This is a genomic window from Acinetobacter lwoffii (assembly GCF_024129355.1).
GTDB classification, from domain to species: Bacteria; Pseudomonadota; Gammaproteobacteria; order Pseudomonadales; family Moraxellaceae; genus Acinetobacter; species Acinetobacter lwoffii_I.
In genome coordinates, this window is the sequence record NZ_JAMXXP010000004.1 from 103,883 (window position 1) to 116,944 (window position 13,062).

Genomic DNA, 13,062 nt, shown 5'->3' on the forward strand with positions numbered 1-13,062 from the left:
TTAAAATGCTTATTGGAGGTTTTTATGTATAGAGATGCTTCTTGTTATTCAGGTCTATACTTAAGGTAACATGGCCAAATAAGTAGATGGGTTTTTACGTTGACCGTCTTTTACTACTTCATAATGTAAGTGTGGACCGGTACAGCGACCAGTACAGCCAACGTTGGCAATATGATCACCTGCTTGCACCTGCTCTCCCACACGTGCAATAAGACGTGAAGCATGGGCATAGCGCGTTAAATAGCCATTGCCATGATTGATTTCAACGTATTGACCATAACCTGTGCCCCAACCTGATTTGGTCACAATTCCTGGACCTGTTGCATAGATTGGTGTACCACTTGGCGCTGCAAGATCAAGGCCTGAATGATTTTCAGCACGGCCACTCATGGTACGGCCACCGTAATTTGAACTTACGCGAGAATTAGGTAAAGGATGAGAAATTAGCCAAGAATAAGCACTGTTTGCTGCCGCTTTATTGGATGAAGTATTGGCATACTTCTGAGCAAGCGTTCGATTGTTCAGTTCAACTGGTTTCTCACGAAGTTGAACATTCAATTTAGTCTGTGCTGGAATATCGATATCATCTGGATGAGTATATGCACCCTGTGCCAGAGTACGCGTCAATTGCTCGATACGATCTGTTGAACCATTTTCTTGATTTAGATTGACTAAATCTGCGAACGCAACCGAAGCCGCTGAAACTGATAAAGAAAATGCCAACAAAATACGTCGCATATGCATAAAAAACCTCTCTAAACTGCTTTAATCGAGTTCCTTGAAGATCTCTATCCTTGATATCCACTAAAAGAAGCGCATAAGATTAAGACATAAATATGTAGGAATCATGTATGTCGGAACCTGTCAACGTTTTTCAACAAACAAGAAAACAGATAAAAACAGGAAACTTTTCGTTTCTCTCATCACAAGTCGCTGCCTGGCAGAAACTTACGAAACTCGTACAACCGCTATTGCCCCAACCGGAACGCTGGCAAGTTGTCTGCTATCAAAATGGTGTGTTAACGATTACCGGTGAAAACCAGGCCATGATCAGTCAATTGGCCTATCTTCAAAAGCAATACATTTCACAACTCTCTCAAATAAATGAATTAACAGATCTCACTAAACTTCAAGTTTGCTTGCGGAATCCTTCGCAAACATCACCTGTTTCAGCAACACCTGAAAGAGCCTTAAATGCAGAAACACAGGAATTACTTCGTAGTGCTGCTGACTTTATAAGCGACCCTAAGCTTAGCCAAGCTTTACTACGTTTGGCAAGCAATAAAAAGTAACATAGCAATCAAATGTAATAAATTAAAAAGCAAACATTATGTGATGTGTATCACAGTATTAAAGCAATAACAAAAACATAAAGACACAAACACAATGACTTATGTCACATTCACATACATGATTGGACAATTGGCTTCGTCATCAAATGTTACAATTTCATAGCAGCTTGGATCACTTCTCACATTGCGTAAAAGTTGATTATTCAAGGCATGTCCAGATTTATAACCATCAAATTTGGCAATAATCTGATGCCCGAGCAGGTATAAATCACCCACGGCATCCAGAATTTTATGACGTACAAATTCGTCCGAGAAACGTAAACCTTCTTCATTAACGACCCCGGTTTCATCTACACCAATGGCATTTTCCAGGCTGGCACCCAGCGCCAGATTATTGGCTTTGAGATAATCCAGATCTTTCATAAACCCAAAGGTACGCGCTTCACTGACTTCATAAACGAAGGTTTCAGTAGAAAAATCGATACTGGCGGACTGATGTTCTTTTTTAAAGGCAGGATGATCAAAATCGATGGTGAAATTCAGCTGAAAGCCCTCATGTGGGCTAAAAATGGCACGTTTGTCATCAATGAGTGCTTCAACCGGTTTAATAATCTTGACGAATTTTTTAGCGGCATCCAGCTCTTGCAAACCGCCCTGCATGAGCAGGTAAATAAACGGACCTGCACTGCCATCCATAATCGGGACTTCAGAGGCCGACACTTCAATAATCAGGTTATCAATGCCTAGACCAGCAATCGCACTCATGACATGTTCAATGGTGCCTACTTTGGCATTTTCCTGAACCAGGTTCGAGCACATGAAGGCTTCTTGAATCAGCATGGCATCGGCAGGAATGTCGACTGGCGGATTCAGGTCAATACGACGAAACACAATTCCCCCATCGGCATGGTGCGGCACAAAGTTAATCATGACTTTTTGCCCACTGTGAAGACCGATTCCGCTCGCTTTCACGACACGTTTCAGGGTACGTTGTTTCAACATGCTTTTATCATCTGTTCATCTATAAAACCGCTATACGTTAGCATATTTGGCTATTGATAAAAAACAAAAAGGTGGCTTAAAAGCCACCTTTCCTGTCTAATCTAGCTAAACACATGATGTTACATGTTATTTACGCTGTTGATTCTTAAGATAATCCTGAATGCTCATTGGCGTTGGGCACGGGCTAGAAACTGAAGCCGCCGCTGGATTCGCTGCTGCACCTGTTTCATGCTGCTGACGCTGAATTGCCGGTACATCATCATCTTCCACCACAGCCTGTGCAGCTGCTGCTGGACGAGTTGCCTGTACATTAGTACGTTTGGTCGGTTCAACTGAATCCGCTGCATGACGGGTGAGACCTGTTGCAATCACAGTCACGCTGATTTCATCACGCGCATCCGGATCAAAAACGGTACCGTAGAACACTTGACCCTCATCTAAATCGACAATCTGGTTCACGACATCAGTAATTTCTTCAATTTCACCGAAAGTCACGTCATCGCCACCAGTCACGTTGATCAGAATGCCTTTGGCATTCATGATAGTCACGTTGTCGAGTAATGGACTACGGATTGCCTGCTCAGCAGCCTGACGTGCACGGTTCTCACCACGACCCAGACCGACACCCATCATGGCATAACCACGAGTGCTCATGGCTGTTTTTAAGTCAGCAAAGTCAAGGTTGATATGGCCAGGACGGACTACCAAATCAAAAATACTGCGTACTGCATTCAACAATACATCATCCGCTTTTTTATAGGCATCTTTCATTGAAATATCACGGAAGACTTTCAATAGACGCTGGTTTGGAATGATGATTAATGAGTCTACATGCTGCTCTAGCGCTTCAATCCCTTTTTCAGCAGACTGTAGACGGCGTTTGCCTTCAAAGTTAAATGGCGTGGTCACGACACCAACGGTCAGAATACCCATTTCTTTCGCAATTTCAGCAACCACTGGCGCTGCACCGGTACCGGTACCACCGCCCATACCCGCAGTTACAAAGACCATATCGGTCCCTTCAAGCTGTTGGCGAATCAGTTCACGGCTTTCTTCTGCTGCGGTCTGGCCGACTTGCGGATTTGCACCTGCACCCAGACCACGGGTACTTTGCTCGCCCAGCTGAATTTTAAATTCGGCTTCCATACGATCCAATGCCTGTTTGTCCGTATTGGCACAAACAAATTTTACGCCCTGGATATCGGACTGCAACATATGTTGTACCGCATTACCACCCGCACCACCTACACCAAATACAGTGAAACGGGCTTGACCATTGCTATCGCTATGATCGTCTTCGAAAAATTCAAATGAGGCCATGACCTATAATATTCCTAATTCATAATTGGCAGTCACTAAGCCCGTATACTGCCTTAATCTTAATAAAATTGTTTTTAAGAATGCTGCTCATGCGTTCACTTGTCAAGTACAAGCCCGATTAACTACATCTTCCCAACAATATTCACAATAAAAATCGACTTAAAAGATTGATTTCAGGGTGTCATTAAAGCCAAACAAGGCTCTTTTGACCCGCTTAGCCAATGACAACCGCTCTACATCATCCTGTTCCACAATCGTGTCCTGGGTATCACTCTGACTAAACATCAGCAAGCCAGCCACCGTACTATATTGCGAGCGACGTAAAGCAGCCTGATGTTGTTCGTCTGCATACACCTGAGTCGGCGGATTACCTAAATGCGCCGAGACCCCCATGGTACGGCGAACAAAACTCACCATCCCTTCGATATGACTGGCATCACCGGTCAATACCACACCATGATACAAGCCCTGGATGGCACCATTTTTCACCAGCTCATCACGTACCAGACCCAGAATTTCTTCATAACGAGCCATAATAATTTCAGTCAGTTCAATCCGGCTGATGGTTTGTGGCCCATCAATCCCCTGGAACTGAATCATATGGTCAGGCTTGACCACTTTCAGGTCGACACAGCCATACAATAATTTCAGACGTTCAGCTTCTTCGGTCGTGGTTTGCAATACTGCTGCAATATCACGGGTCACATGTTCACCGCCACGTTGGAAGGTATGGGTTAAGGCCAAACGACCATCCACATACACTGCAACATTGGTCGTGCCGGCACCGATATCTACTAAGCATACGCCATATTCTTTTTCGTCTTTCAGCAGGCTGGCTTCAGCAGTAGCCAAGCTCGACACCACCATTTTTTCTACACCAATATTGGCACCTTTCAGGGCGCGATCAATATTCTGCATGGTACTGATCGGCAGCATCATCAAATGATAGTGTCCGGTCATGCTATGTGCCGACATCCGAATCGGGTTTAACACCCATTCCGGTGAGTCGTCCAGCTCAAAACCCAGAGGCACAGCACTGACCAGATAATGATCTGAAGTCAAATGACTAGCTTTAGCCAATTCCAGTGCACGCACCACTTCACTGGTGGTAATCGCATGCTCGCTATTGTCGATCGAGGTGCGACCTGAAGCATAAAAGCTTTTTAATTCGGCACTTGGAATAGAGACCCAGGCAGAATGTACACGACATTCCGCCATATCTTCTGCTTCTTGAACGGCATTTTTAATTGCAGTAATAACTTTATCGAGACTGACAATTTTCCCTTTACTCATGCCTCGGTTACGAGCGGTGGCCATACCAATCACTTGGATATTGTCTGGCGCGTGTACCTTGCCAATCAAAACTGAAACTTTGTGTGTCCCAATGTCAATCGCCACAACCGAGGGAACAGCTTCACTCATTATTCACTACTACCATTACATGTTTGTTAGATTTATGGCTTGAATGCCTCTATTTTTTAAAGCCGATCATTATGGCTTTACTGTTACATTATTCTCAACGCCCGTGTCATCAATGGTTACAATAAAATGCCCATTTACAATTTTAGGCGGAATTGAATTTTTCCACTGTATCGACAATCCATTGCGATAACGCAGGTCGATGGCCGAAATTTTAGACCAGACCGGCTTTAAGTCGCTTTGAGATAGATAGCTCAAGCGCTGTAACTTGCTCATGGTCTGATCTTTATCAACAATTATTCTTAAACCCGAATCAAACTGCATAAACCAGGTCATTCGCTCGGTGAGATAGAGTTCTTTTAGACGAATGCCGTGTGGCAAAAATAACTGATTAATTTCATTATAACGACGCATCATGGTTTCTGCATGGCTCGCCGGCCCATGTAGCAACGGTAATGCCTCATAATTCTTGGGTGTGACTTCAGTGAAAATGACACCACTGTCACTCAATAAACGTCCTGTACCCCAACGTGCAATCGCATGATGCGGCATGATCCGTACCCGAATGCCATTTGGCCAGGCTCGGGAAACCACCACCCGATCCACCCAGGACAGCTCCAGGGTACGATCGCGGATCGCTTCCAGATCCGAAGTAAAATAGTTTTCGGTCACAACCGGTGACACATATTGCATGACCTGACGCTGTTCAGCAGCCGAGCGGGTACCTAACACGCCCAGCTCTGCCACTTCAGTATTGGTCATGACTTTATATAAGCCCAATATTCCAAAGGCCAGCACCAGCACTGCAATACACAACAATAACCAGCCACCAAAATTGGACAGCTTTTCTTTGCGTGTCGGCGGCTTGTCGTGAATTGAGGTAATCGCAGCACGTTTACGGCGCATGGAAACAGGAAGTTGAGCCATATTTAGTGTGCCGACCCGGTCAGGGTCTGTTCCAGAATCGCAACACACAGGTCATCAAAACTATAACCGACTGCAGCTGCCGCTTTTGGCACCAAAGAATGACTGGTCATGCCCGGTACGGTATTCACTTCCAGCAGCCAGAAGTTGCCCTGTTCATCCTGCATGGCATCAATCCGGCCCCAACCGCTGGCACCGACTGCCTGAAATGCACGCAGACTCAGGGCTTTTAACTGTTGCTCTTCAGCTTCGGTCAAACCACATGGAATGCCATATTGCACATCATTACGGTTATATTTGGCTTCATAATCATAGAAAGCAACATCTTGAGGTGGTTCAAGACGAATCACAGGCAGCGCCTGACCATTTAAAACCACAATGGTGAATTCACGGCCGGTAATCCATTGTTCTGCCATCACCACGGCATCATGTTCAGTTGCCTTGGCAATTGCTTCTGCAAAGTCTTCAATTTTTTCAACCTTGCTCATGCCGATACTGGAACCTTCATGTACCGGTTTGATAATCAAAGGCAGGCCTAAAGAATTGACGATATCAGCCGCATCGGAATCTTTGGTAACAATACGATAAGGCGCTGTCGGCAATTCCGAACCCTGCCAGACCTGCTTGGTCTTGACCTTGTCCATGCCGATTGCAGAGCCTTGTACCCCCGTACCGGTATAGGGCACATTTAGCCATTCCAGTACACCCTGAATCTGACCGTCTTCACCACCACGACCATGCAATACAATGAAAGCACGGTCATAATTTACCAGTTCTGTGACACTACGTTGCTGCGGGTCAAAAGCTTCCGCATTGACCCCTGAACGCACTAATGCCTCAAGTACCGCCGTACCACTGTCTAGAGAAACCTCACGCTCTGCAGATTTACCACCAAGCAACACGGCAACTTTTCCGAATTTTGAAGCATTTGACACGTTTATATCCTTAAACTTTTTTCAATCTGGTCAATTCAATTCAGTCATGCAAGATGACTATTTTATATATAAGTGATTTTGCGCAAGTTCGACTGAGATTGCTCCAACATTACCTGCGCCTTGGGTTAATAACAAGTCATTTGCTTGCAATACTTTTCTCATGATCTGATTCAGATTACCGTCCACCGCATCGACCAGAATTGGCTCAACTTCGCCACGTAAACGAATGCTGCGGGCTAAAGTACGGCTGTCCGCCCCTACAATCGGTTTTTCACCGGCAGGATAAACATCCAATAACAATAACTGGTCTACAGTAGAAAGTACTTCCACAAAATCATCAAAACAGTCACGGGTACGGCTATAACGGTGTGGCTGGAACATCATTACCAGACGACGGTCCGGATGACTCTGACGCGCAGCTTTAATCGTCGCTTCGACTTCTTTTGGATGATGACCATAGTCATCCACCAGTTTCACGTCACCGCCCTCAATCGCAAACTCACCCTGAACCTCAAAGCGACGACCCACACCACTGAAACCTTCCAGTGCACGGCAGATTGAAGCATCAGACACACCTTCATCGGTTGCTATACCAATCGCGGCCAAGGCATTCAGCACATTATGCAAACCTGGCTGGTTGACCGTTACACGCAATGGCTCACGCTCTTTACGCAATACGGTAAAGTGGGTTTGCATGCCATCCTGATCAACATCTACTGCGCGGATGTCATTGTCCTCATTGAAGCCATAAGTCAGTAACGGACGTGCAATCCGCGGCATGATTTCACGGATATTGGCATCATCACCACAGACTACAGCCAAGCCGTAAAATGGCAGTTTTTGCAGGAACTGGATAAAAGTATCTTTCAGGACATCGAAGCTACCGCCATAGGTATCCATATGATCGGCATCAATATTGGTTACCACAGCAGCCATCGGTTCCAGGTGCAGGAAAGAAGCATCTGACTCATCGGCTTCGGCCACGATATAGCGGCTGGCGCCCAAGGCTGCGTTCATACCGGTACGGTTCAGCAAACCACCGATCACATAGGTTGGATCCATGTTTTCTTCAGCCAGCATACAGGTGATCAGACTGGTGGTCGTGGTTTTGCCATGCGTGCCGGCAACGGCAATTCCATGACGGTAACGCATCAGTTCACCCAGCATTTCCGCACGGCGAACCACAGGAATACGGTTTTCAATCGCGGTTTTAATTTCCGGATTTTCTTTATCAATCGCGGTAGAGACCACGATCACGTTGGCGCCCTTAATATTATTTGCAGTATGTCCGATATAGACTTTAATGCCATTCGCTTCCAGCTGTGCGGTGGTATTGGATGCCTTAATATCTGAACCGGAAACTTTATAGCCCTGGTTTTTCAGCACTTCCGCAATACCACACATGCCTGCACCACCGATCCCCACAAAATGAATGTGTTTGATACGGCGCATTTCCGGCACTTTAATTAACTTTTTCGCTTGTTCAGCTGGGGTTGTTGGAGACATAGTTTACTCGGATTACAATTCTTGAATTAAACGGACCACATGTTGAGTCGCATCGGGTTGAGCCTGTCGGCGTGCTTTCACGGCCATTTCCATTAACAGCTGGCGATTCAGCATCGGCTCTAATAATGTTGTTAAACTTTCCGGGGTCATAGTGGCCTGCGGGCAAATCTTTGCCGCATTGATATTGGCCAGGAAACCGGCATTGGCCGTCTGGTGATCATCGACCGCACTTGGCAGCGGCACAAAAATCGCAGCGACCCCGGCAGTGGCAATTTCAGTCACGGTCAATGCACCGGCACGGCAAATCACCAGATCGGCATCAGAATAGGCGTTGGCCATATCTTCAATAAAGGGCTGGACTTCAACTTGCAGATTGGCCGGTGCATTTTCATAACGTGCCCGTGTCGCCTCGGCATGATTTTGCCCACACTGATGATAGACATTTAAAGGTACATTCAGTTGCTTTAAGGCTTCCGGAACCCGTTCATTTAAGGCTTGCGCCCCCAAGGACCCGCCAACGATCAGAATACGTAAAGACAATCCAGCCTTGTCACGCTGCTGATAACGCCAGGACGGATTTAAAATTTCGCTAATTTCCTGTCGTACCGGATTGCCGGTGGTGACGATTTTTTCCTGGGCCGGAAAAGTATTCGGGAAAGCCTGGCACACTGTTTTTGCCACACGCGACAATTGGGTATTGGTAAAACCGGCGACTGCATTCTGCTCATGGATCAGCACCGGAATACCTAAAATACGCGCAGCCAGACCACCCGGCCCGGCTACATAACCACCAAAGCCGGCGACGGCATCGACCTTGAGCTGTTTCATGAACTTCATGGCGCTCAGGGTTGCTTTCATAATTTTAAAAGGGGCCAAGGCTTTACGTACAAAACCATTGCCCCGTACACCCTGAATATCAATCTGATAAATGGGAATATTCTGGTTTTTTAATAGACGGTTTTCCATGCCTGCGGGTGTGGCCAACCAGGAGACCTGTATACCTTGTTGTTGTAAATCTTTGGCAACAGCTAACGCTGGAAACACATGTCCACCTGTACCTGCGGCCATCATCATGACATGTTTAGGCTGTTTTTGCTGAGCGTCGGTCACGGTCTAATTCTTCAATTCAAAAAATGGAGCAGGAAATCTGATTTAAGTAATCAATTGTAATCACAAACCTCAGGCCATGAAAGTTTATTTACTTTATTTCAACAAGGCTTTAATTGTTTTTTTCATGCAAATTCCAAGTTTAGACTCGTTTTATTTATAAGATCTGCACTTTACCTTCGACTTAAGTGACATATCATAGCAATTTTAAATGATTTTCTCATTATATTATCAATAATCTTGCCACGGACAGGGCTTTATTTAGAACCATTTACAGCTCACTCCCGGTCAATCCATGTCCTATTATCGACTAATGAGCTTAGGCTTAAATCCTATAAATTTTATAAAACTTTCATGTTATTCATATCTCTATATGAATGATGCTTGATGTACAAGCAGATGCTTTAAATGGACTCAATTCGGATAGATGTCAAAAATATCATGTCGTGATGTATGGATTATCTTGGCCGGTTATCTGGCTGCGATCCATGTCGGCAAACTTTCGGCCGTGATTCCTGTGTTGCAGCAGGATTTAAACCTGAATTTTACTCAGGCTGGTTTTTCATTAGCGTGGTGCAGGCTGCCGGAATGCTGTTTGCGCTATGCATTGGCGCCTTCTCGGAAAAAATGGGATTAAAGCGCTGCCTGATCATGGCCTTAATCATTTTAGGGCTGAGCAGTCTTGCCGGGCTTTGGATTACGCAGCCTGCCACTTTATATGTATTGCGTTTTATGGAAGGAATCGGGTTTTTAACCATATCCTTGTGTGCGCCAGCAATTTTAAAACGTACCAGCCGCGCTGAAACCCTGAATTTCAAGATGGGACTCTGGAGTTCCTATATGGGCATCGGTGTCAGTCTGGCCGTATTGATGATTCCTCTCCTGCTTGAATATCTGGACTGGCAAACGATCTGGGCCATTTTGGGCTGCCTGTGCCTTATCATTGCTGGCATGATCAAACAATATTTAAATATTGAACCTGTCCTGATAACACAGCCCGACTTTTCCCAGGCAACTACGGAAATACCTCATTCTGGCAGATTGTTAAAATTACCCTGACCCATCCTCCCATTATCTGTCTGGCGATTATTTTCGCCTGTTATACCAGTCAATGGATTACTGTCACGGGCTTCCTGCCTACACTGTATGTTGAACAGGGGCTGGACTTAAAACGTGCAGGGATGCTGGTCTCGATGGTCGTGCTGGCCAATCTGGGGGCACTTTTGGCGCAGGCATGTTGCTGCAACAGGGTTATAGACCGCACACCTTATTGAGTACCGGATTTGTGGCAATGCTCTGTAGCAGTTGTCTGGTATTTGCCGCAAATTCCTAGCTCTCATTTGAATTGCAGGTTGTCAGTGCCGTGCTGTTTTCACTGATTGGCGGGATGATCCCGACCACTGTTTTTGCGATTACCCTGCACTATGCGCCACGCGCCTATGCAGCAGCGGCCAGTGTGGGTCTGGTTTTACAAATTTCAGCCTGCGCACAGTTTTTTATACCGACCCTGAGCGCTGCGCTGATATCTGCCACCCAATACTGGGCCAATCTTGCCATTATCACCGTCTGCCTTTCGATGCTGGGCATGGTAATGACGGCATATTTATTTAAGCGTTACCCGAAATAAAAAGGTAAAAAGAGCCTGCAAGCAGACTCTTCTTTCACCTGATTTTGCCTTTAAACCTGATTGGCCTGACCAGCTTCCAGCACGGCAAACAGATCATCCGCAATCGAGATGCCAAACTGCGTATCAATTTCACGGATACAGGTTGGACTGGTCACATTAATTTCCGTGACATAATTTCCGATCACATCCAGCCCTACAAAGACCAGACCTTTTTCTCTGAGAAACGGCCCTACTTTTGCCGCAATGGCTTTGTCATTTTCAGTCAGGGGGCGTGCCTCGCCTAGGCCACCTGCGGCCAGATTACCGCGCACTTCACCATTTTGCGGAATACGGGCCAGACAATATGGCACTGGCTCGCCATTAATCATCAGGATGCGTTTATCGCCTTCGACAATTTCCGGAATATAACGCTGCGCCATAATCGGCTGGGTACCATTATTGGTCAGTATTTCAATGGTTGAACCGATATTGATCCCGTCCTGATACAGACGGAAAATCCCGGTGCCACCCATACCATCCAGCGGTTTTACAATCACATCGACCTGTTCTTTGAGAAATTCACGGATCAGGCTTTGCTGTGAAGTCACCAAGGTCGGAACTTGCAGATGCGGGAACTGGGTCGCGAACAGTTTTTCATTACAGTCACGCAGGCTTTGCGGTTTGTTGATGATCCATGCCCCTTCGCGCTCTGCCTGCTCCAGAATATAAGTGGTATAGACGAAGTTCATATCAAAAGGCGGATCTTTACGCATCAAGACAACGTCATAAGCAGCGATCGACTCTTTTTGTTTTTCGCCAAGTTCATAATAATGGTCGTAGTCTTCAAATACCTGTAACGGCGCGATCAGACCAAAGGCCTTGCCCTGATCGATATATAAATCTTGCTGCAATGCATAACCGAGTTCATGCCCGCGACGTGCTGCTGCCCACAGCATGGCCATGGTCGAGTCTTTCTTCAGGTTTACATTTTCAATGGGATCCATCACAACAAGTACGCGCATGTGTCTCTGCTCTTTTTCAAAAAATGACTTGGCAAGGAGTATAGCTTGTGTGGATTCTTTTGTTTATGGTGATTTTGCATGACTTATTTTGTATAGGTTTTTAGATAGATGCTCAGGCAATTTGAGCTCAAGGGAGGTATGCCATGCAACAGGCCATTATCGGTTTTCACCTGGATGAGGAACAGCATTGGGTTGCAGAACTGGCCTGCGGACATGGCCAGCATGTGCGGCATACCCCGCCCTGGCAAAATCGCCCATGGGTGATGACCGAGCAAGGACGTAAAGAAAAACTCGGGATGCTGCTAGACTGTAGAAAATGCGAAAAGTGCGAAACTGAAACCTGAACCTATGAAAAAAGTAGTATGTAGGTGACCTAAAAAATAATCTTGTCCAGAATTTGCTAATTTGAGTTACTGCGTTTATGCTTTTATTGCTCAAACATGAAGCGCATTTTTTCAGGGTGTACTTTTGCTCATACGGCTCGTCAAACAGATCTGGTTGGTGATGCTTGTGGTTTTTGCCATAGGCTGGAGCAGTGTGTCTGTCGCATCTGCAAACACCATGCATCTGGTTATGCCGTCTGAAAAAACGAATCCTCATTGTCTGGAAATGACAAAACCCTCTGCTTCTCACTCGCTGCATAAGACTGATCATCATCAAGATCAGGAACTGATTCAGCCGGACTGTGTCAGTGACAGCACCCAGCAGTCATCAGATTGTCTGGATTGTGGCACTATGGCCTGTCAGAACTTGGTCACCAGCCTGCCCATTACAACGCCCGAGTTAAGCGTGCCTGATCACGGTTATCCGGAAAAAACCCTCCTCCCTACTTACCATGCCCAGCACCTTGCCGGTTACTGGCAAGAAATCCTGCGCCCACCCAAAGCTTGATCCTGAATTTTTAAATTTTTTTATTCATTAAGGATTAA

At 45.9% G+C, this 13,062-nt stretch carries 12 protein-coding genes and 1 pseudogene; 4 read left to right on the forward strand and 9 right to left on the reverse strand.

Annotation, left to right across the window (positions count from 1 at the left end; genetic code table 11):
• Positions 1-60 precede the first annotated feature (60 nt).
• Positions 61-744 carry a M23 family metallopeptidase gene (locus tag NI468_RS04155; RefSeq protein WP_004281322.1) on the reverse strand — a complete coding sequence of 228 codons (684 nt, stop codon included), beginning with the start codon at positions 742-744 and terminating at the stop codon, positions 61-63.
• A 107-nt stretch (positions 745-851) separates the two neighbouring features.
• Here NI468_RS04155 and NI468_RS04160 point away from each other — a divergent pair, with 107 nt between their 5' ends.
• Positions 852-1,292 (forward strand): DciA family protein, encoded by a 441-nt coding sequence (locus NI468_RS04160; RefSeq protein WP_004647242.1) that lies wholly within the window; start codon positions 852-854, stop codon positions 1,290-1,292.
• Positions 1,293-1,391: 99 nt separating this feature from the next.
• On the opposite strand, the gene lpxC is transcribed toward NI468_RS04160, so the two are convergent.
• From lpxC to murG, 7 genes are all read right to left on the reverse strand, one after another.
• Positions 1,392-2,294: a UDP-3-O-acyl-N-acetylglucosamine deacetylase gene (gene lpxC, locus NI468_RS04165; RefSeq protein ID WP_253100134.1), complete on the reverse strand. Its 903-nt coding sequence runs from the start codon at positions 2,292-2,294 to the stop codon at positions 1,392-1,394.
• Positions 2,295-2,420: 126 nt separating this feature from the next.
• Positions 2,421-3,614 carry a cell division protein FtsZ gene (gene ftsZ, locus NI468_RS04170; protein ID WP_253100137.1) on the reverse strand — a complete coding sequence of 398 codons (1,194 nt, stop codon included), beginning with the start codon at positions 3,612-3,614 and terminating at the stop codon, positions 2,421-2,423.
• A 159-nt stretch (positions 3,615-3,773) separates the two neighbouring features.
• Positions 3,774-5,036 (reverse strand): cell division protein FtsA, encoded by a 1,263-nt coding sequence (ftsA, locus tag NI468_RS04175; RefSeq protein WP_004647239.1) that lies wholly within the window; start codon positions 5,034-5,036, stop codon positions 3,774-3,776.
• A gap of 69 nt (positions 5,037-5,105) precedes the next feature.
• Positions 5,106-5,960 carry a cell division protein FtsQ/DivIB gene (locus tag NI468_RS04180; RefSeq protein ID WP_005173259.1) on the reverse strand — a complete coding sequence of 285 codons (855 nt, stop codon included), beginning with the start codon at positions 5,958-5,960 and terminating at the stop codon, positions 5,106-5,108.
• A 2-nt stretch (positions 5,961-5,962) separates the two neighbouring features.
• On the reverse strand, positions 5,963-6,892 hold the full coding sequence (locus NI468_RS04185) for a D-alanine--D-alanine ligase (protein WP_005173261.1): 930 nt from the start codon (positions 6,890-6,892) through the stop codon (positions 5,963-5,965).
• Between the two features lie 57 nt (positions 6,893-6,949).
• Positions 6,950-8,398 (reverse strand): UDP-N-acetylmuramate--L-alanine ligase, encoded by a 1,449-nt coding sequence (gene murC / locus NI468_RS04190; protein ID WP_253100141.1) that lies wholly within the window; start codon positions 8,396-8,398, stop codon positions 6,950-6,952.
• A 12-nt stretch (positions 8,399-8,410) separates the two neighbouring features.
• A complete protein-coding gene (murG, locus tag NI468_RS04195; RefSeq protein ID WP_253100143.1) occupies positions 8,411-9,508 on the reverse strand; it encodes an undecaprenyldiphospho-muramoylpentapeptide beta-N-acetylglucosaminyltransferase in 1,098 nt (365 codons plus the stop codon).
• A 424-nt stretch (positions 9,509-9,932) separates the two neighbouring features.
• Between murG and NI468_RS04200 the strand changes: the two are divergent.
• Positions 9,933-11,132, forward strand: a pseudogene (locus NI468_RS04200) (MFS transporter).
• A 50-nt stretch (positions 11,133-11,182) separates the two neighbouring features.
• Here NI468_RS04200 and gshB read toward each other — a convergent pair.
• Positions 11,183-12,133, reverse strand: a complete 951-nt coding sequence (gshB, locus tag NI468_RS04205; RefSeq protein WP_247143267.1) for a glutathione synthase — start codon at positions 12,131-12,133, stop codon at positions 11,183-11,185.
• A 143-nt stretch (positions 12,134-12,276) separates the two neighbouring features.
• On the opposite strand from gshB, the gene NI468_RS04210 reads away from it, so the two are divergent.
• The gene (locus NI468_RS04210) at positions 12,277-12,477 is read left to right on the forward strand and encodes a DUF3565 domain-containing protein (protein ID WP_005250311.1); all 201 of its coding nucleotides are present in this window, start codon (positions 12,277-12,279) and stop codon (positions 12,475-12,477) included.
• A 124-nt stretch (positions 12,478-12,601) separates the two neighbouring features.
• Positions 12,602-13,024, forward strand: coding sequence for a hypothetical protein (locus NI468_RS04215; protein WP_253100145.1), 423 nt, complete (start codon positions 12,602-12,604; stop codon positions 13,022-13,024).
• Positions 13,025-13,062: the final 38 nt, after the last annotated feature.